The sequence below is a fragment of the Corynebacterium matruchotii genome, assembly GCF_011612265.2.
Taxonomy (GTDB): Bacteria; Actinomycetota; Actinomycetes; order Mycobacteriales; family Mycobacteriaceae; genus Corynebacterium; species Corynebacterium matruchotii.
In genome coordinates, this window is the sequence record NZ_CP050134.2 from 599,166 (window position 1) to 618,265 (window position 19,100).

Here is a 19,100-nt window from a genome sequence, read left to right on the forward strand (position 1 = left end):
GGATAAATTACTGTGCAAATAACTATACAAAGTGGCGGAAGTGACAAGGCTCCATAGGGGTAGAAGTTTTTCTTTAGGTAAAATCCCAGTTAATGTTGACATTTCCACTATTTGGTTGGGAAAATTGTCCCAGATTTGTTGAGCAATTTATTCGTACCATTTTTGCTACATATTTGGTTATTTATAAATTATTCATCTTATTTTCCGCACTTTAGAGCGTCGTAAAGCTGCTACATGACTATCTTGCTAGCCGCAATTTGGTGTGACAATTTGTCATTATTGCCGCGATTGGGTGCTACTCAACACCAGGGTGTTGCGGGAGATGCTTGTCCAGAGCCCCCAATTCGGGTGTACCAATCAGTATTATGGGGCCCAACTACCACCCCAAAATAGCAAATATGCTGGGGTTTTGCATAATTGGAGGAAATGCGATGGCAACCGTACTAGATTACAGCGCCGGGGTTCCCCAGGCTGCCGCCGTCCGTGACGCCGGATACGACGGCGCGGTGAGATATATTAGTCCGCCGCGTGCGGATTGGATGCGCGGAAAACCCATCCAACGTGCCGAAATTGATGATTTTCATGTTCATGGCCTCGACGTGGCTTTCGTCTGGCAATACGGAAAAGAGGCCGATTCCGACGTTATGCGCGGCCGCGACGGTGGGCTTGCCGATGCTCGCGCCGCCAAACAAAAACTTGACGAGCTCGGCTGCAGCAACCATCCCGTGTTTTTCGCCGTGGACTTTGCCATCACGCTCGAACAGTGGAACGTAACGGCGGTCGAATATTTTCGGGCCTGTTGCGAAATCCTGGGGCGCGAAAGAGTCGGGATCTATGGCCATTCCCGCGTAATCAGTTGGGCGGTCGAGGACGGCGTGATCGCCAACTTGGGCGGCGGAAAACACCTGGCGTGGCAGACAATCGCCTGGTCATGGGGCGAATTGTCTGATGAAGCAGTCCTGTTTCAGCGGGCTGGTCAGGTCACCGTCGGCGGTATCGAATGCGATGTTAATGACGTCTGGCACCACTACTGGGGCCAAAAACCCGTGTCCGAAGTTGCGCCACAGCCGCAGTCGCAGCCCGAGTCGTCCGGGCCGATCGTGGTGCGCTACGATGCCGACTTCACCGCGGACATGCCGGGCGTGGGTTACCGGTCGATCGACAGTATCCAGTCGATTTGCGTCCATACCGTGGAATGTCCGCCGGAACGGGACGGGATTGCTGTGGCCCAGTGGCAGACAAACCCCGCCAACGGGTCAAGCTATAACGTGCTCGCCGGCGCCGACGGCATTTTAATTTTGTGCAATACAGATGATTTTATGCCGTATGCCGCCGGCCCCACCGGTAATGCCCGTTGTCTCCACATCAGCCTCACCGGTTACGCGCGAATGAGCCGTGAGGATTGGCTTGACGACGATGCAAAGCTGCGGCGGACCGCTGAACAGATTGCCAGCTGGTCGCAACTGTACGATATTCCCCTGGAATTTATCGACGCCGACCGGCTGCGTGCTGGTGCCCGCGGCGTGCACGGGCATGCTGAAATCTCCGAGGCCTGGCGCGAAGTCAACCACACCGATCCCGGCCCCGGATTCCCCTACGACGTGGTGCTCGGCTACGCCCAGGAACTCCGTAACACCCGCCAACCCAATAACCCCACCCCAACACCCACCCCGGAAACCCCGGAGCAAGGAGAAGAACGGATCATGATTCGCTGGATTTTAGACCAACTTGTCGGCCCCGAATGGGACACCAAGGGGCCACGGTTCACCGGGTGGAAAGCCACGGAAGGCAAAACTTTTGTCGACTTCGTTGCCGGCAAGATTCGGCTGATCCCCGAAATTGCCCGGACGGTAGCGACCCTGCCAGAGCGGTTGGACCGGATCGAGAAGATGCTGACGGAGCTTCAGAAACAAAAATAGCTGCCGCGGTGGTGGGGGACCGGCGGCCCGAACTTGGCGGTGCGTCTGGTCGGCTCGGCGAGTGGCGGACGGTTCCGGTAGAGCATCGAAAAACAGTTCGTTTCTGCGGGTTTTGGAACCACCAAATCCATCACGAACAAAAATTCGAATTCCCGCGAATTCGGTGCCTGCATAACACCCACCATGTCTCACACACGTAAAACCCCACCGACTCGGCAAAACGCCTGGCAGTGGGGTTTCAAACGTGCCTCCAGCAGGATTCGAACCCGCGACCAACCGGGTAGAAACCGGTAGCTCTATCCACTGAGCTATGGAGGCGTAACGAGAAACAGATTAGCGCAATTTTAACCCGCCGTTGAAATTTTGTTGATGGGGCAATGACTGGATTTACCCCACCGGGGGTTAGGCTTAAACGCATGGTCGAAACGAAGAGCAGTCGGGGAGCGCGGATAACCTGGCCGTTATACCTCCTCTTTTTTCTCATCGCTGGTGTCACAGGGGCGATAATTTCCTGGGGTTTCTTAACGGAATCACTCGCTGTCCTGGGCATTCCCGACCCCGGTCCCATAACCACAGCAGGTTTGCCACTCCTGCGGGCGGGGGCGTGGTTGCTCGCCGCGTTATCGGTCGGATCCTTCTTATTCGCAAGTTTCCTACTCTCCCCCCGTCAAGGGGACATTCGGCGGGCGTACCTGACCGTCGATGGTCTCATCGCGTCGCGCACGGGTGCGGTGGCGGCGCTCGTCTTTGCACTTATCGGGATCATTATGGTGCCGCTGGTGCTTTCCGACGTGTCGGGCCAGTCGATCACCGAGGCCATCAAGCCGGCGAACTGGTTTGTGGCGCTTAACCAGGTGGCGGATGCCAAGGCGTGGCTCATTTCGGCCATGATTGCTCTCGTGGTGGGTGGGGCCGCGCTCATTGCGCCGCGCACCTGGATGTGGCAGCCCGTGTGGCTGGTGGGCGCCATCCTGATCGTCGCCCCCCAAGGATTATCTGGGCACTCGGCGGCCGGCGGCGACCACGACTATGGGACGAACTCGCTGCTGTGGCACGTGCTGTTCATGATGTTGTGGGTGGGTGGCCTCATGGCGCTCATCGCCCACGGCCGGCGGTTAGGCCCAAACCTGCAATTGGCGGTGCGCCGCTACTCCATGATCGCTGCCACTTCCATGGTCGCCATGGCCATTTCCGGGGTCATCAACGCCGCCATCCGGGTGCGATTCGAAGACTTGTTCACTTCCGATTACGGTCGGGTGATTGTGGCCAAGACGGTACTCACGTTCGCATTGGCGATTTTCGGGTGGTGGCACCGGACCGCCACCATTCCGCGCCTGACGTCGGGAAATAGCAGCCCCTTTATCCGCGTCGCCGTCGTTGAGGTGCTCGTCATGGCGGCCACCATTGGTGTTGCGGTTTCCTTAGGTCGCACCCCGCCACCGCCACCGCGGGTGGTGGACCTGTCGCCCATGGCCCTCACCATGGGGTATGACCTCACGTTTGAGCCGACCGTGTGGTCCGTGTGGACCATTTGGCGGTTCGATATCATGTTCACCACCCTGGGGATCTTCCTCACCATTGGCTACCTGTATGGGCTGTACCGCCTGAAACAATTGGGGGAGGCCTGGCCGTGGCAGCGTACCTTTTGGTGGCTGCTCGGCAGCATCACCCTGGCGCTGGCCATGAGCTCTGGGATTGGCCTGTACATGCCGGCCATGTTCTCCATGCACATGGTGGCCCACATGATGCTGTCCATGGTGATCCCCGTGTTCCTGGTGTTGGGCGCCCCCCTGCAAATGATCCTCACCGTCACCGCCCCCAACCCGGAGGAACCTGGCCTGCACGAATGGGTTCAGGCCTTCATCCAATCCACCACACTCAAATTCCTGTTCCACCCGGCGGTGAACACCATCCAATTCCTCACCTTCTTCTACGTGCTCTACATCACTCCCTGGTACGACCTCATGGTGAAAGAGCACGCCGGCCACCTCATTATGAATTGGGTGTTCCTGTTGTCGGGATACATTTACTACTGGGACATGATCGGCTCCGACCCGAAGCCGCGGGAAAACACGGTGTTGCGCCGCCTCGCCTGGTTGGTGTTCTCCATGCCGGTACACCTGTATTTCGGCGTGTACCTCATGCAACTGTCGCAGATTCTGGCGGAAGACTTCTACCGAACCCTAGGCCTGCCGTGGGACATCGACCTGCTGCACGACCAGGACGTGGGCGGCGGCATCGCCTGGGCTTCCGGCTCATTCCCGCTGGTGGTGGTGTTCGGCGCCCTGTTCCTGCAATGGTTGAAGGAGGACCGGAACGAGGCCAAGGCCTACGACCAGCGCGCCGACGACACCGAAGACGAGGATTTGGAAGCGTACAACCAAATGCTGGCGCGGATGAATAAGAACGTGTCCTAATTGTGGGTTTCGGCCCGAATGGGTTGGGCAGGGCGTCGAAAAGCCCACAGCAGGCTGAGAAGTTGCAGTCGACTGCACAATAATAATGTGGATAACTCGGCAGCCGCAGGACAGTTATCCACAGGCCGGACGAGTTACGGAAAACCCTCGACAACCGGGCAGCCGGCGGGCACAGTGGGAGGTAACAGCAACAAAACCCCACGTGATGACCCAGTTCAAGGAGCCCGCCCATGCAACAACAAACCGTCACCCTCATCGGCCACCTCACCGCCGAACCGTTCTACCGCGAATTCGACACCGGCCGGAAATTCGCCAGGTTTCGGCTGGGCACCTCCCGGCGGGTGCGCCGATTCGCCGACAACAGCGCGCACTACGAGGAACGCGACCAGCTCTATATTGATGTGGAAACCTGGGGCGACCTCGCGGTCAACGTGCACGAGTCACTGTCGAAAGGAAACCCGGTGATTTGCGTGGGGTATTTGACCACGCAAGAATGGCGCGACCAGGAAGGCAAGCTGCGCACCAAGGTGGTGTTGCGGGCGCTCTACGTGGGTTTTGAGTTATGCGCCTATGTGGTGCGGTATTGCCGCAACCCACTGCCCGTCGCAAAACATACCGGAGGCGCGGACCTGAGCAGGTTCAATTGCGAGCCGAAAAACATTACCCACTACGCCGTTGAGGTTTCCGCCATGTCGCTTCACGACGGCAAACCTCCGGCACTGGAGGCCGCGTCGCCGACGCCGCCCGCCCCGGAAGCACCCTATTCGGAACCCATGCCGGACGACCCACCCGCGGAACCGGTGTCGGAAGCACTGGTGGCTAGTGGCGCCTCGCACCCAAGCAGCACGGTCATGTACCCTTAGAAGCCAACTATTAACTTACTCACTTTAAGGGGAAACCAAACGTGGGCGAATTCATCTACACGATGAAAAATGTGCGCAAAGCCATTGGCGACAAAGTTATTCTCGACAATGTCACCATGGCGTTTTACCCAGGGGCCAAGATCGGCGTGGTCGGCCCCAATGGCGCGGGCAAATCATCCATCCTTAAGATCATGGCCGGCCTGGACCAACCCTCTAACGGCGAAGCCTTCCTCGACCCGGGTGCAACCGTCGGCATCCTGCTTCAGGAACCCCCGCTGAACGAGGAAAAAACCGTGCGGGAAAACGTGGAAGAAGGCCTGGGCGACATTTTTGAAACCCTCAAGCGCTACAACGCGATTGCCGAGGAAATGGCCACCAACTACACCGACGAGCTCATGGAGGAAATGGGCAAGCTGCAAGAAAAACTCGACGCGGCCGACGCCTGGGAAATCGACTCCAAAATCGAGCAGGCCATGGAGGCCCTGCGATGCCCGCCATCGGACGAGCCCGTCACCCACCTGTCCGGCGGGGAGCGCCGCCGCGTAGCCCTGGCGAAACTCCTCCTGGCCGAACCGGATCTACTGCTGCTCGACGAGCCCACCAACCACCTGGATGCCGAATCCGTCCAATGGTTGGAGCAACACCTGGCCAAATACCCGGGTGCCGTCCTGGCCGTTACCCACGACCGGTACTTCCTCGACCACGTGGCCGGCTGGATTTGCGAAGTCGACCGCGGCAAACTGTACCCCTACGAGGGCAACTACTCCACCTACCTGGAGAAGAAAGCCGAACGCCTAGAGGTCGCCGGCCAGAAAGACCGCAAGCTACAAAAACGCCTGAAGCAGGAGCTGGAATGGGTGCGGTCCGGGGCGAAGGCCCGTCAGGCCAAGTCCAAGGCCCGCCTGGCCCGCTACGAAGAAATGGCCGCCGAGGCGGAGAAATACCGCAAGCTGGACTTCGAAGAAATCCAAATCCCCACCCCGCCGCGCCTGGGCGCCCAGGTGGTGGAAGTCCACAACCTCAACAAGGGGTTCGACGGCCGTATCCTGATTAAAGACCTGTCGTTCACCCTGCCCCGCAACGGCATTGTCGGGGTGATCGGCCCCAACGGTGTGGGCAAAACCACCCTGTTCAAAACCATTGTTGGCCTGGAAGAACCCGACACCGGCGAAGTGAATGTGGGCCAAACCGTGCGGCTGTCCTACGTGGACCAGGGTCGGGAAAACATCGACCCGGAAAAAACCGTGTGGGAAGTCGTGTCCGACGGCCTGGACCACATTGTGGTGGGCCAGAACGAAATGCCGTCCCGCGCCTACCTGTCCGCCTTCGGGTTCAAGGGCGCCGACCAACAAAAACCCTCGAAAGTCCTTTCGGGTGGTGAGCGGAACCGCCTGAACCTGGCGCTCACCCTCAAGCAGGGCGGCAACCTGATTCTGCTGGACGAGCCCACCAACGACCTGGACGTGGAAACCCTGTCCTCCCTGGAAAACGCGCTGCAGAACTTCCCGGGCTGCGCCGTGGTGATCTCCCACGACCGGTGGTTCCTCGACCGCACCTGCACCCACATTCTGGCGTGGGAGGGGAACGTGGCCGAGGGCCAATGGTTCTGGTTCGAAGGCAATTTCGGCGACTACGAGAAGAATAAGGTTGAGCGGCTGGGCGCCGAGGCGGCCCGACCCTCCCGAGTGACGCACCGAAAACTCACTCGATAGTGCGTCGATAAGCGCAGGCAAAAACCGACATAATGCATGCGTGACAAATAGCATTGCCCCCGGATGCACCCGGGGGTTTTGTTTTGCCGTAACAAGAACTCAGCTAGACTCGTTATGTTGATTGAAGCGTACACTTGATTACTTAACGATGAAGAAAGCATGTAACACCCATGGCAGAAACCCAGTCAAACAGTAGTATCCACATCGCTCAAGTGCCAGTTCGGTGGGGGGATTTCGATAGGTTCGGGCACATCACCAATGCCGCCTATGTGGAACTGGCGCAGGAAGCCCGCATGGCATTCGCGCTGGAAGAATTCGTGGGCCGCGGCATGGACATGCCCAGTGTGTTTGTCCGCAAAATTGAGGCCGATTATTTGCGGCCGGTGTTGCCGCACAACCCCTATGTCACGGTGGAAACCCAGGTTGTTGAGATCGGTAACACGTCGTTTACCACCCGGCAGGAAATCAAGGACGGTGAGGGGCAGATCTGTTGCGTGGTCGAGGTGGTGCAGGTCGCCATCGACATCATGACCGCACGCCCCCGCGCGATCACCGCGAAGGAAATCAAAGTGCTCACCCGCGCCGAGGACGAATAATGGCTACCGAAACCCTCACCATAGAACGCGGTGGCCGCGGACTCATATCATTGTTGCAGCGCGCGGTTGCGTTGCAGGATCGGGCCATGGCCCGCTTTTCGACGGTCTCCGACGCGGCGGTCGACGTGTTCGTCACCACCCCCTTCGCCGTCATCGCATCCCGGCGCGTCGCCGGCTCCTGTTCCAGGGGTGGGGCGGCGGTGCTGGTCAGCGACCTTTTGGCCGACGCCACCGACACCACCATGACGGCCGCTGCCATGGATGCGGGGTGGGGGATGGGTGCGCTGCCACCGACTACCGGGTTTGAGCTTCTCGACGAAATCCCCGCCGATGTGGTGCAGCGGTTGAGCGACCAGGGGCGTGCCCTGGCCCGGCAGTTTTCGGGCCCGTTGGGCCCGCCGCAGTCGCTCATGGATCAGGCGGTGATTACCGTCAATGATGACACCGAGATCCCCATGCGGTTGGTGTTTACGCTCACCGCCTTGGGGCTGATTCCCGGCATGGATGCCCCGGCCGCCATTCCGCGGCATTTGCGGGTGTCGCGGAATAGTCGGTGGGTGCGGGTCGACGCCCCCTTCGGGTCTGCCTATCACAGCAGCGGGATTAATCTTTTGACCCTATAGGGTGGGTTGGGGGTGGTTTTATTCACCCGGTTCTGTCGGGAATCGACGCGAGTGGACCGCTTAGTCTAGTATCTCGGAAAGGATTGTCTACCAATCGTGAACTTTTCCGTAAACGACATTGTTCAAGGAGCGTCGCCGATGAGTGCACCGAAGCCCCAGGGGTTTGCCACCGCCAGCATCCACGCGGGTTACGACCCGGATTCCCTCTATGGGGCCATTAATACCCCCATCTACGCCTCCACCACGTTTGCCCAAAACGGTTTGAACGAGCTTCGGGGCGGCTACGAATACACCCGCTGCGGCAACCCCACCATTGCCGCCCTGGAGAAAACCGTTGCCGCGCTGGAGGGCGCCGCTTATGGTCGGGCGTTTTCCTCCGGCATGGCGGCCACCGACGTGCTGCTGCGCCCGGGTGACCATTTGATTTTCGGCCACGATGCCTACGGTGGTACTTTTCGGCTTGTTGATTCGGTGTTTGCGGAGTGGGGCATTACCTACACCGTTGTCGACACTACTTCGACTGACGCCATTGCCGCCGCTATCACGTCCGACACGAAACTCGTGTGGTTGGAGACCCCCTCCAATCCGGCGTTGGCGATCACCGACATTGCGGCGGTTGCCGAGCTGCTCGACGGCCCCCAGTTGGTTGTGGACAATACGTTTGCGTCGCCGTATCTGCAAAACCCGCTGGCGCTGGGGGCGGACCATGTGCTGCACTCCACCACGAAATATTTGGGTGGGCATTCCGACGTGGTCGGTGGGGTAGTGGTCACGAATTCCGCAAAGCTTGACGAGGAGTTGGCGTTTCTCCAGGGTGGGGCCGGCGCGATCCCCTCGGTGTTCGACGCCTATTTGACCGCCCGGGGTATTAAGACGCTGGCCGTGCGCATGGATCGGCACTGCGATAACGCCGAGGCCATCGCCCGGCATTTGCAGCAGTCACCCAAGGTGAAGGCGGTTTTGTACCCCGGGCTGGAAACCCACCCGGGTCACGAGGTGGCGTTGAGGCAGATGCGCCGCTTTGGGGCGATGATTTCGGTGCGGTTCCACGACGAGGCGGCCGCCCGGGCGTTTTGTTTGGCCACGCGGCTTATCTGTTTGGCGGAGTCGTTGGGTGGGGTGGAGTCGCTGGTGGAGCATCCGGCCACCATGACGCACCAGTCCGTGACGGGTTCAACCCTGGAGGTGCCCCGGGATTTGGTGCGGATTTCCATCGGCATTGAGGATCTTGACGACCTCATTGCCGACATTGACGCCGCCCTGGCCGCGGTGGAATAGCCGTAGAACAGTGGGGTAGTGGCGGGAGGCGAATGAGCGACAACCGGATACTGTTTTCCGATAAAAATTATCGCCTGCTCATGATGGGGCAAACCGTCAGCACGCTGGGAAATAGCGTGTCCAGCTTCGCGTTTTTCGCCTACACGCTGGCCCTCACCCAGTCGCCGTTTTATGCGGCCCTGGTGAGCGGGTGCGTGACGCTGGCCATCGTGGTCATGGGGATCCCCGCCGGAATCTGGGCGGACAAGCATCGACCATTACCGCTCATGCTTTCGTCCACGATCCTTGGGGGCGCGGGGATTTGCGTGGTGGTGGCCAACCATTTCATCCTCCACGCTCCCATTCCGCTGGTGTTGGCCGTGGCCGCCTGCCTAGTGGGGTCGGCGACGGCGGTGTTTTCGCCCGCGGAGAAAGCGGCGTTGAAAACCCTGGTCAGCCCCGAACATTTGGGGCAGGCGATGGCGATCAATCAAACAAGATATTCCCTGGGGACGGTGGCGGGACCCATCTTTGGGGCGTTCCTGCACTCCCTCCGGCCGATCGCCACATTCGTGTTTGACCTGTGCACCTATGTTTTTGCCTTCTGCACCTTCAAGAAACTCCAGGTGCCGGACACACGTGCCGATGTGGCCGAAAATGATGCCCAGGCCGGTTATCGGGAAACACTGAAGATTCTTCGCGCCGACACCGTATTGTGGGCTGTGCTGTGGTTTACCCCCATCCTGAATTTCAGCATGTCCAGCATTTTCAACAGCGCATTCACCCAGCTAGCGGGCACAGAGAACGGGGCGTATGTGTTGGGTGTGTTTCAAACCTATTGCGGAATCATGGGCCTTGTCGGCTCCATGGCCGCCACGGTGCTGGTCTCCCGGGTGCGGGGCGGTGTGGGGCTGGTGGCGACCGCGGTGGGGTTCATTCTTTCGTTCGGCGGGTTGGCGCTGGTCTTCACCACCGTGTCGTGTTTCGTGTTCCTGGGGTTGTTTTGGCTGTTGTTGCCGCTCTTCAACTCGATACTGAGCGGCTATTTTCCGGCCCGCATCCCCCAACGGTTCATCGGCAAAGCATCGGCCATGACCACGATTGCGGCGATGGGGTTCATGCCCGCGGGAACCTGGGTTTCGGGTTTCATCAGCGAACGCTACGATCCATCAACCGTCGTGGCGGCCACCGCACTGCTGTTTTTGCCCGCCACATTAGCGTTCGTGGCGCATGCGGACATTCGACGCTTATCGACGCCCACCGGTGCGGGCTCCCGGTGATGGCGGACACCACCATCACCGGAAACCCATTGAACACAATCTAAACGAGGGGGTTACTCGCCGGCATCCACCAGCCGGTTCCGGAGTGCCCGCTCCACCTGCGACTGGCATTCCCGAATTGTGCGGGCCACCGCCTCCGGGGCGTCCTCCGTCAAGAACTCCGACGCGCGGCCCAGGCCGGCCTCGGAAATATCCCACCAAGGATACAGGCCCCGAATGATCGTGGTCGCCGTATCATTCGGCAGCAGCTCCCACACCGGCAACACCGCGTCGAAAAACTCCGAATTGAACTGCTGCATCGCCTCATCCGCGCACCCAAACCCGAACCCGGCCAACTTGTAGCGGATGGCCACGTTCGACAGCTTTGTTGTGGCGTTCGTCGTTAGCTCGTTAAACACCTTCCGCTTCGCCTTCGACGTGGGCACCGCCGCCCGGGTGCGGGCCGCGCAAGCCCGACCGGTTGCGCTCGGATCCACCTCCAACAACACCGACACCTGGTGCTCCACGTCGTGAAGCCCCGTGGCAGCCAGTGCGGTCAGGGCATCCCACCGCAATTGGTTGTCCACCACCAGGCCCGGCAGCGGCGAATCGCCCTTCACAATGGCCTTCAACAGCGCGGTTGCGTCGTCGTCAAGCCACATGGTGCTGAGCGCCTGCACAAACGCCAACTGGTGATCCGAACCCGGCTCCGCCGCCCGCGCCGCAGCAACCAGGCCGCCGCACAACAACTGCCGGCCCGTCGACGCCGCCCACTGCGGATCCGCATAGCGCCGCAACGCCGTCTGCGCCTGCCGCAACACGCTGCTCACCACGCTCATCTCCGACTCCGCAGCCGCGCCCCGCACCACCAACTGGATGTAGTCGCGCGCCCGCATCTCCCCACTCCGGGTCGCCTGCCACGCCGCCGACCAGCACAACGTGCGCGCCAACGGGTCCGTGATCTTGTCAATATTCTCCGTCACAAACGCCAACGACTCCGCATCCAACTTCATCATGCAATACGTCAAATCATCGTCATTGACCAGCACCAGGTCCGCCTTGGGCAGGCCCACAAACTCCGGCACCGACGTTGACGCCGAATCAATATCCATATCCACCCGATGCGTACGCACCACCGCGCCATCCACCAGGGAATACAAGCCCACACCAATCCGGTGGGTGCGCAGCTCACCCGCGCCGGGGGTCGCCCCACCCTGGGCCACGGCAAACCGGGTGTACCGGCCGGACTCATCCACCTCAACGTCGGCGGACAGCTCGTTCATACCGGTGGTCTTCAGCCACTGGTCCGCCCACCACGACAAATCCTTCCCCGAGGCCTCCGCGAGCGCCCCCAACAGGTCGTCGAACGTGGCATTGCCGAAGGCGTGGCTGGCGAAGTGGCGGCGCACCCCGGCGAAGAACGCATCCCGACCCACATAGGCCTGGAGTTGCTTCAAAATCGACGCGCCCTTCGCATACGTAATACCATCGAAATTCTGTTCGACCGTTTCGATGTCGTGGGCGTCGGACGCCACCGGGTGCGTCGACGGCAACTGGTCCTGATCGTACGCCCACGCCTTCTCCACATTGGCAAACGTCACCCACGCCGTGTCATACTCCGTCATCTCCGACTGGGCCACCACCGACCCCCACGTGGCAAACGACTCATTCAACCACAAATCATCCCACCAGGTCATAGTGACCAGGTCGCCAAACCACATGTGGGCCATCTCGTGCAACACCGTCTCGCACCGACGCTCATAGCTATGGCGAGTGTGCTTCGAAGTAAACACATACTCGTCCCGGTAGGTGATCGCACCAGCATTCTCCATGGCCCCCGCATTAAACTCCGGCACAAACAACTGATCGTATTTGCCGAACGGGTAGGCGGCCCCAAAATTCTGGTGGTAAAAATCGAAACCCTGTTTGGTTTCCGTAAACAGGGTGTCGGCATCCAAATGCTCCGCCAGCGACTTGCGGCAATACAGCCCCAAGGGGATCACCACCTCGCGCGGCTCATCCAAGTTTTCGGGATGGGCCGCCACCTCGCCCCGCCACTCGTCGGTGACCTTATAGTACGGGCCGGCGCACAACGCCACCAGATAAGTGGACAGCAGGTAATCAATGCGGGACGTAAACACCGCCTTGCCGGCATCACCCTCGACGGGGGACACCTCCTGCGGGGAGTTCGTCACCACCGACCAATTGGTCGGGGCAGTCACCGCCAGCGTGTAGGTGGCCTTCACATCCGGCTGGTCGAAACAGGCAAACACCCGCTTGGCGTCGGCGGTCTCAAACTGGGTGTACAAATACACCTCATGATCCACCGGGTCAACAAACCGGTGCAGGCCCTGGCCGGTGCGGGAATACTCGCAGGTGGCGGTGACCACCAGCTCGTGGGAACCGGCAGTGAGATCATCGAGCGGAATGCCGAAATCCGGCCGGTAGGTGACGTCGACAAGCTCACCATCAAGCGTGACAGACTCCACCGACTGGGCGATTAAGTCAATAAACGTGGAACCGGGGGCGACAACCTCAAACCGCACCGTGGTCACCGACGGGAACGTGGCATCGCCGCGGGTCACATCCACGGCAATGCCGTAATCAACCGCACCAATGATCGCCCGACGTTCTTGCGCTTCCTGGCGGGTCAGATTCGTAGAAGACATAGGCGTAAAAAACAACCTTTCATGAAGTATTATCGTGGCCGCCGACTCCCACGGTGACTACAGTGGAAAACGGTCACATAAGTACCCAAGTAACAATACAAGGAATAATAGTGAGCGAAAAAGTAACTTTCTGGTTCGACGTGTCCTGCCCATTCTGCTGGATCACCTCCCGCTGGATCAAAGAAGTCGAACAAGTCCGCGACATCACCATCGACTGGGTGCCCATGAGCCTGTCCGTGCTCAACGACGGCCGCGACCTCGACCCTGACTACATGAAGAAAATGGAAGCCAACTGGGGTCCCGCCCGAGTGTTCGCAGCCGTGGCCACCCGTGAACCCGAAAAACTCGACGAACTGTACACCATCCTGGGCACCAAGATTCACCACGGTCAGCAGGGTGGTAAACAAGGCTACGGTGCGTACAATGAACTCATCCGCGAAGCCCTTGCCGACGCCGGACTCGACCCCGCCTACGCCGACGTGGCCGACACCGACACCGTCGACGATAAGCTGCGGGCCTTCCACCAAACCGCCATGGACGAGGTCGGCAACGACGTGGGCACGCCCGTGGTGAAATTCGGCGACACCGCATTCTTCGGCCCGGTGCTCACCCGCATTCCCCGCGGCGAAGAAGCCGGCGAGCTTTTCGACGCCTCCGTCCGACTCGCCAGCTTCCCATATTTCTTTGAAATCAAACGTTCCCGCACTGAAACGCCCCAATTATAAAACCCTGCTGTTAAACTGCACCTATGCGAATTTACCTTGGTGCAGATCATGCAGGCTTTGAACTCAAAAACACTATCAAGGACCACCTGCTGGCGGGAGGATACGAAGTAATCGACTGCGGCGCCCACACCTATGACGCCAACGACGATTACCCAGCATTTTGTATCGCGGCCGCCCAAGGGGTGGTTGACAACCCCGGGTCGCTTGGGATCGTGCTGGGCGGCTCCGGCAACGGGGAACAAATCGCTGCCAATAAAGTCAAGGGCGCTCGCTGCGCCCTGGCCTGGTCCGTAGAGACCGCCCGACTGGCCCGAGAACACAACAACGCCCAGCTCATCGGCATCGGCGGTCGCATGCACTCCGACGCGGAAGCCCTCGCAATCGTCGACGCTTTCCTCGACCAGGCGTGGAGTGGAAACCCCCGGCACCAGCGGCGCATCGACATCCTTTCCGAATTCGAAACCACCGGTGTGGCCCCCGAGGTCCCCGAAGCCACCAAATAAATAACCGGCCACCCTAAGAACAATAGGGGAGACCGGTCGGTTCGGCTAGGTCGGCGGCTAGAAATCAAACAGGCCGCCGTCGCCCCCATCACCACCAAAATCAAACAGGCCACCACCGTCGCCATCGCCCCCGCCGAACAGCCCATCGAAGAATCCGCCGCCGTCGTCACCACCAGCGTCGACCTCCGGAACATCGGGCACATCCGGCACGTCAGGCATGTCAAAACCCCCATCACTGGTAAAGGCCGTGGTCAAACCCGGGCCCACGCCGGCCATGCCATGAAACAGTGACGAAAACAGCAGCGCTGACCCAGCAGCCCACATGCCGGTGGTGAGCGCCGACATCCACCACGGTTGCGAATACCAGCCAGCCGGCACCGGACGCCCAGCAACTGTGCCACCCGGGTAATAATTAGGGGTTTCGGCGGTAGCAACCGGGGACGCGGTAATCTGCTGCCCCTCATATTCAATAGTGCGCTGCTCCATCACCTTACCGGCCTGCTTTTGGCCCTCCAACAGCGGCAACTCCGGCCCCGGAGTCATGCCCATGATCTCGCGGGCCGCATTGATATAGTACAGGCCCTCCAGTGCCGACTCGCGGGCCAGTTTCGCCTGCTTGGTGGTGTTCGCCGTAGAAATCTGGGACGATGCTGCATTATACCGTTCGGAAGCATCCGCAATGGCTTGCGTGGATGCCGCATCGGTGCCGGAAAGCGATAACACCTGGGAACCTAGGCGCTCAATCCAGCGCCGGGCGTCGGCTATGGCATCGTCAAGCTCTGCTTGGTTTTTCGCCGCGAGCTGGGCCTTTGACTTCCTATTTGCCCAGAATGCGAAGCCTCCGACTATCGCTAACAGGAATAATATGACGAGCATAAAAGATCCGTTCTCCTTGGGACACCCAAAGCATCCCCAATGTTTTAGTGATTAATGGTTGGTCTATTGATTGCCTACCTATTCAAACGTGGTGGAAAAAGAGAAAGTTCCCAACCATCAGAAGAGCTGACAGCTGGGAACTGATCGAACAGGGGAAAGATATTCCAGCACTATCAAACATGGTGATGACTTGCTAGAATGGGGGCACGAGCGGAAGTCAGAAACGACTGGCTCGAAGAATTGAGTTCCAGGTAAACTTGAATAAAACTCCGATAATCACATTTCCTACAATGATTACTTGATAATCAAATAGGTATCCTTATGAATACATTCGGCTGGTTGATACCGGGTTTAAATAAGTTTAAATGGATTTCTCATTAATCTTCGGCCTTTGCCGCCTGACGCTCCGCGGTCCATTTGCGGATTTCGTCAGAATCCCACAATGTGAGACCGTGGTGTTTGGCGACTGGGACAGGGGTGCGACCCCGCCCCGCATAGCTGGTAAAAGTGCCGCGAGCTGTACCGGAGAAAGTAGCGCATTCGATTGCGGTCCAGAGCTCCCGACCGGAATCTGCGTCAATGATTGTTGGCTTCATAAATCAAGATGTTAACCCATAAACTGAAAGAGAACCTAATTTTATTTTGATAGAATCCTTAAACGTTCATTTATGTGAAAATCTGCTGGGTTTAAAGGATTCTCCTATTGTTGAAACCGGATTATTACTTAATCGTAAAAGTAGCAGTAAAATCAGCATTTCCGCTGGTCGTAAACGTGTAAACATAAACAAAAATACCAGGGGGTAATGGGTGTACCCATTAATCAATTTGGTACCTATCCCAGGTAGTTATTCCCCTACCGTTCTTAGATGTCCTAAAAAATATGGGCAAAAATGGGGGGATTGGTCCGGTATTGATGACGGATTGATGATGCGATTTGAACATGCCCAGTGGATCGGTTACTGTAAGTCACAGCGCGGGAACGTCGTATAGTGGCTAATACCTCAGCCTTCCAAGCTGAAGACGCGGGTTCGATTCCCGTCGTTCCCTCTTTTTATGGGCGCCCAAACTGTTTTGGTTGGGCGTCTTTTATTTTTCCACCGATGCAGTTCCCATAACGTGTCCGGCCCGCTCGTTACACTCGGGCCATGAACTTGGAACACCTCTTGCATGCACTCACCAACCACCCGGATATTCAATCCGCCACCTTTGGCCCGGCCCCAAACGGCCTGCTGGATTGGGACGTCATCACCATCACCTTCACCGACGACACCCTCCGGCTCCTCAATGTGAACGTCGCTCAACCCACCTATCCGGGAGAAACCGAAGCGGAATGCGTGGAACGGGTCCTGAAACTCGTCTTCAATTCCGAAGCCGAAACCGTTGTTAGGGAGTCATCGCTCACGGATACCCTACCGCTGGTGCGCAGCGCCGACTACTTCGCCGACCTGAAACAGGCATCACCTGAGGCCTTCGCGTGGCTGACCGACTTCATCGGCTTTGGTTTAGCCTTTGACCTGCCCACAACGCTCCGGGTGGTGTCTACCCAAGACCTGCCCCCAGACCACGATGCGGCAACCAACATGGAACTATGCCACGCTGCTGTGGCGAACCTGCGGGCCTTAGCTGGAGAGGTAACGCTGAGTGATATCGGCCTGGGCCCGAACATCCTCACCATGAGTGAGCCCGCCGGCCACGAACTCGCCTGGTTCGCCGACGTCGCCACCATGAGCGATCTCCTATCAAACCTGCGCCAGCGCACCAACAGCGAGTGGGTGGTCATTCCCGCGCGGCGTAACCAAATACTCCTCGTCAACACCGAATCCTCCGAATCCGAATGGTCCACCTTCCTGGACGTCATCGAAGACGCATTCCGCTACCACGATGTGGTCTATCCGGTGCCGCACATCATTGTGGACGGCCAGTGGGTGGAGCCGGTCTTTGACGACCCGACCGATGTGGGCCGGCGGCTCCGCCGGCTCCAGATGGCGGCCCGGCACCAAACCTACGAAGAAATCCCCGCATTACTTCGGGAACAAACCGGCTGCGAGATGGCATCATTCGAGGTTATGACCTCCGACATTGACGACTCACACTCCGTACCCGAAACCTACTCCATCGCGTACGTGGACACCAATTCGGCGGCCACCAGTGTGCCCGCAACCAACTTTATGGCATTTCGCCACGACACCGGCAGCATCTTTGTGCCCAGCTCCTTACTCATGGAACGCCTGCCGCGACTGTACCAGCGGCAGGAAGGCGTGTATCCGCCCCGATTCCTCGTGCCGCACCCCACCCCGGAGGAATGGCGGCAGCTGCAAGAATTAGCGTTGTAACCTTGCAGAAGACGCGGATGCCAACCGGCGTCGTCAAGCAGAACCCGAAAACCCGAAACCGGAAAACCCGGGCGGGCCGTGACAAATTCACTATGCTGGAACGGATAAGACCTTCATTTCCTACCAGCAGGATTACATTTTATGGACAGAGAAGAACTAATAAGGATTCTTCAACAGCATCCTGGTATCGCCAAGGTCACCGAAGAACCGCTACCCGCCGACCCCAATGAAGTGGATTCCATCGTCATCCACTTCGACGACGGCACCGTCGCGCACATGAATCCTGGCCTGACCAGCCCCCTTGTTCCCGATGAAACCAAAGACGACCTCATCCACCGGATCATTCACACCGTGGACACCATGAAAGTCAACATGACAGACTTCGACCCTGCCTCGTTGACAAACATTGTGCCGCTCGTGCGGGCCGCCGACTATTTCGCCGACCATGGCGAAGGCAGCGCCGACGCATACGGCTGGTTGACCGACTATATTGGTTTCGGCCTGGCCATCGACGAGCCGAAGATTCTGCGCATCATCAACGACAGTCAACTGCCGGAAGGCCACGATGAATTCGACATTTTGCAGCTGCAAAGCCAGGCGATTGAAAACCTCCACACCATGTCCGAATACCTCACCGTGTCCGAGGTGGGGTTAGGGCCCAATGTGGTGGCCGTCAGCCGCCCCGCCGACAACGAATCCGCCTGGTTTGCCGACGCCGCCGGCATGGAAAACGCCCTCGTCGAGCTCTATAACCAAACCCACACCACCTGGCTTGTGATTCCCGCCCGCCGCAACCAGCTCTTCTTCGTGAATTCGGACGCCACCCCGGAGGAATGGCGGGGGCTGCTTGACCTGCTGGAACCCGCCCTCGACGCCCACGACTGCCTCCACCCGCTGCCGCACCTGATCGTGGACGGCCAGTGGGAGGAACGGCTGCCACCCACGGATACCGATTGGGGGCGCAGATTCCGGAAACTCCAGCTCACCGCCCAATCCCGCATCTATAACGTGCTGGCCCGAACCCTGGCCGCCCACATGGCCGGCCGCAACCAGGAACAGCCGTCCGAGGTAGGATTCGAAATCGCCGATTTCACGGTGTACTCCATCAACGACGAACTCTATTCCGTGGCGGAAATCACCGAAACCGCCCAGCGCACCAGCGTGCCCATCACCGACATGATCTTTATCGCCGACGGTGATTCCATGCTGTATGTGATGTTTACCGACCTGTGCCGGGAATGCCCGCACCTTGTCGAGCCGCAGGACGATCAGCACCCGCCCCGGGCCATTATCACCCGCCCCACGCCGCGGGACTATGAGCGGCTGCGCGAGTTCACGCTCGCCTAAC

16 protein-coding genes and 2 tRNA genes are annotated in these 19,100 nt (G+C 59.0%); 13 read left to right on the forward strand and 5 right to left on the reverse strand.

Translation table 11 applies throughout. The annotated features are described in order from the left end of the window. The first annotated feature begins 431 nt into the window (after positions 1-431). Positions 432-1,919, forward strand: coding sequence for a glycoside hydrolase domain-containing protein (locus HBA49_RS02665; RefSeq protein WP_005526230.1), 1,488 nt, complete (start codon positions 432-434; stop codon positions 1,917-1,919). On the opposite strand, the gene HBA49_RS02670 is transcribed toward HBA49_RS02665, so the two are convergent. Together HBA49_RS02670 and HBA49_RS02675 are read right to left on the reverse strand one after the other, a co-directional pair. Then, positions 1,904-2,092: a hypothetical protein gene (locus HBA49_RS02670; RefSeq protein ID WP_040431958.1), complete on the reverse strand. Its 189-nt coding sequence runs from the start codon at positions 2,090-2,092 to the stop codon at positions 1,904-1,906. The two genes, HBA49_RS02665 and HBA49_RS02670, sit on opposite strands and share 16 nt — an antisense overlap. A gap of 72 nt (positions 2,093-2,164) precedes the next feature. Continuing rightward, a tRNA-Arg gene (locus HBA49_RS02675) sits at positions 2,165-2,237 on the reverse strand. Between the two features lie 98 nt (positions 2,238-2,335). On the opposite strand from HBA49_RS02675, the gene HBA49_RS02680 reads away from it, so the two are divergent. The 7 genes from HBA49_RS02680 (at position 2,336) to HBA49_RS02710 (ending at position 10,667) form a co-directional block, all read left to right on the forward strand. After that, positions 2,336-4,336, forward strand: coding sequence for a bifunctional copper resistance protein CopD/cytochrome c oxidase assembly protein (locus HBA49_RS02680; RefSeq protein ID WP_005525937.1), 2,001 nt, complete (start codon positions 2,336-2,338; stop codon positions 4,334-4,336). A 230-nt stretch (positions 4,337-4,566) separates the two neighbouring features. After that, the gene (locus tag HBA49_RS02685) at positions 4,567-5,199 is read left to right on the forward strand and encodes a single-stranded DNA-binding protein (protein WP_005526366.1); all 633 of its coding nucleotides are present in this window, start codon (positions 4,567-4,569) and stop codon (positions 5,197-5,199) included. A 41-nt stretch (positions 5,200-5,240) separates the two neighbouring features. Continuing rightward, positions 5,241-6,911, forward strand: a complete 1,671-nt coding sequence (ettA, locus tag HBA49_RS02690; protein ID WP_005521432.1) for an energy-dependent translational throttle protein EttA — start codon at positions 5,241-5,243, stop codon at positions 6,909-6,911. A 170-nt stretch (positions 6,912-7,081) separates the two neighbouring features. Next, positions 7,082-7,507 carry an acyl-CoA thioesterase gene (locus HBA49_RS02695; protein ID WP_005521433.1) on the forward strand — a complete coding sequence of 142 codons (426 nt, stop codon included), beginning with the start codon at positions 7,082-7,084 and terminating at the stop codon, positions 7,505-7,507. Next, the gene (locus tag HBA49_RS02700) at positions 7,507-8,130 is read left to right on the forward strand and encodes a DUF8185 domain-containing protein (RefSeq protein ID WP_005526553.1); all 624 of its coding nucleotides are present in this window, start codon (positions 7,507-7,509) and stop codon (positions 8,128-8,130) included. The genes HBA49_RS02695 and HBA49_RS02700 overlap by 1 nt, the downstream gene beginning before the upstream one ends. A 138-nt stretch (positions 8,131-8,268) precedes the next feature. After that, a complete protein-coding gene (locus HBA49_RS02705; RefSeq protein WP_005526185.1) occupies positions 8,269-9,408 on the forward strand; it encodes a cystathionine gamma-synthase in 1,140 nt (379 codons plus the stop codon). 32 nt (positions 9,409-9,440) lie between these two features. Then, positions 9,441-10,667 carry an MFS transporter gene (locus tag HBA49_RS02710; protein ID WP_005525651.1) on the forward strand — a complete coding sequence of 409 codons (1,227 nt, stop codon included), beginning with the start codon at positions 9,441-9,443 and terminating at the stop codon, positions 10,665-10,667. 53 nt (positions 10,668-10,720) lie between these two features. Here HBA49_RS02710 and pepN read toward each other — a convergent pair whose 3' ends face one another. Continuing rightward, on the reverse strand, positions 10,721-13,315 hold the full coding sequence (gene pepN / locus HBA49_RS02715; RefSeq protein WP_005525869.1) for an aminopeptidase N: 2,595 nt from the start codon (positions 13,313-13,315) through the stop codon (positions 10,721-10,723). A gap of 110 nt (positions 13,316-13,425) precedes the next feature. Between pepN and HBA49_RS02720 the strand changes: the two genes are divergently transcribed. Together HBA49_RS02720 and HBA49_RS02725 are read left to right on the forward strand one after the other, a co-directional pair. After that, positions 13,426-14,040 (forward strand): DsbA family protein, encoded by a 615-nt coding sequence (locus tag HBA49_RS02720; RefSeq protein WP_005525672.1) that lies wholly within the window; start codon positions 13,426-13,428, stop codon positions 14,038-14,040. 23 nt (positions 14,041-14,063) lie between these two features. After that, entirely contained in the window at positions 14,064-14,543 is a 480-nt protein-coding gene (locus tag HBA49_RS02725; protein WP_005525606.1) for a ribose-5-phosphate isomerase, read from the forward strand. 57 nt (positions 14,544-14,600) lie between these two features. Here HBA49_RS02725 and HBA49_RS02730 read toward each other — a convergent pair whose 3' ends face one another. Both HBA49_RS02730 and HBA49_RS02735 read right to left on the reverse strand, forming a co-directional pair. Next, positions 14,601-15,419, reverse strand: a complete 819-nt coding sequence (locus tag HBA49_RS02730) for an intermediate filament family protein (RefSeq protein ID WP_005526504.1) — start codon at positions 15,417-15,419, stop codon at positions 14,601-14,603. Between the two features lie 377 nt (positions 15,420-15,796). Next, positions 15,797-16,015 (reverse strand): hypothetical protein, encoded by a 219-nt coding sequence (locus tag HBA49_RS02735; protein WP_112767259.1) that lies wholly within the window; start codon positions 16,013-16,015, stop codon positions 15,797-15,799. Positions 16,016-16,394: 379 nt separating this feature from the next. Here HBA49_RS02735 and HBA49_RS02740 point away from each other — a divergent pair. The 3 genes from HBA49_RS02740 to HBA49_RS02750 all read left to right on the forward strand — a co-directional run bounded on the left by HBA49_RS02740 (position 16,395) and on the right by HBA49_RS02750 (position 19,099). Beyond that, a tRNA-Gly gene (locus HBA49_RS02740) sits at positions 16,395-16,466 on the forward strand. Positions 16,467-16,564: 98 nt separating this feature from the next. After that, on the forward strand, positions 16,565-17,752 hold the full coding sequence (locus HBA49_RS02745) for a hypothetical protein (RefSeq protein WP_040431955.1): 1,188 nt from the start codon (positions 16,565-16,567) through the stop codon (positions 17,750-17,752). A gap of 141 nt (positions 17,753-17,893) precedes the next feature. Next, positions 17,894-19,099, forward strand: coding sequence for a hypothetical protein (locus HBA49_RS02750; protein ID WP_005525900.1), 1,206 nt, complete (start codon positions 17,894-17,896; stop codon positions 19,097-19,099). The last annotated feature ends 1 nt before the right edge of the window (position 19,100 follow it).

Excerpts from the sequence above, each read along its gene's own strand:
- HBA49_RS02665 (WP_005526230.1), top strand. The coding sequence starts at position 432 with ATGGCAACCGTACTAGATTACAGCGCCGGGGTTCCCCAGGCTGCCGCC.
- HBA49_RS02670 (WP_040431958.1), bottom strand. The coding sequence starts at position 2,092 with ATGCAGGCACCGAATTCGCGGGAATTCGAATTTTTGTTCGTGATGGAT.
- HBA49_RS02680 (WP_005525937.1), top strand. The coding sequence starts at position 2,336 with ATGGTCGAAACGAAGAGCAGTCGGGGAGCGCGGATAACCTGGCCGTTA.
- HBA49_RS02685 (WP_005526366.1), top strand. The coding sequence starts at position 4,567 with ATGCAACAACAAACCGTCACCCTCATCGGCCACCTCACCGCCGAACCG.
- HBA49_RS02695 (WP_005521433.1), top strand. The coding sequence starts at position 7,082 with ATGGCAGAAACCCAGTCAAACAGTAGTATCCACATCGCTCAAGTGCCA.
- HBA49_RS02700 (WP_005526553.1), top strand. The coding sequence starts at position 7,507 with ATGGCTACCGAAACCCTCACCATAGAACGCGGTGGCCGCGGACTCATA.
- HBA49_RS02705 (WP_005526185.1), top strand. The coding sequence starts at position 8,269 with ATGAGTGCACCGAAGCCCCAGGGGTTTGCCACCGCCAGCATCCACGCG.
- HBA49_RS02710 (WP_005525651.1), top strand. The coding sequence starts at position 9,441 with ATGAGCGACAACCGGATACTGTTTTCCGATAAAAATTATCGCCTGCTC.
- pepN (WP_005525869.1), bottom strand. The coding sequence starts at position 13,315 with ATGTCTTCTACGAATCTGACCCGCCAGGAAGCGCAAGAACGTCGGGCG.
- HBA49_RS02725 (WP_005525606.1), top strand. The coding sequence starts at position 14,064 with ATGCGAATTTACCTTGGTGCAGATCATGCAGGCTTTGAACTCAAAAAC.
- HBA49_RS02730 (WP_005526504.1), bottom strand. The coding sequence starts at position 15,419 with ATGCTCGTCATATTATTCCTGTTAGCGATAGTCGGAGGCTTCGCATTC.
- HBA49_RS02735 (WP_112767259.1), bottom strand. The coding sequence starts at position 16,015 with ATGAAGCCAACAATCATTGACGCAGATTCCGGTCGGGAGCTCTGGACC.
- HBA49_RS02745 (WP_040431955.1), top strand. The coding sequence starts at position 16,565 with ATGAACTTGGAACACCTCTTGCATGCACTCACCAACCACCCGGATATT.
- HBA49_RS02750 (WP_005525900.1), top strand. The coding sequence starts at position 17,894 with ATGGACAGAGAAGAACTAATAAGGATTCTTCAACAGCATCCTGGTATC.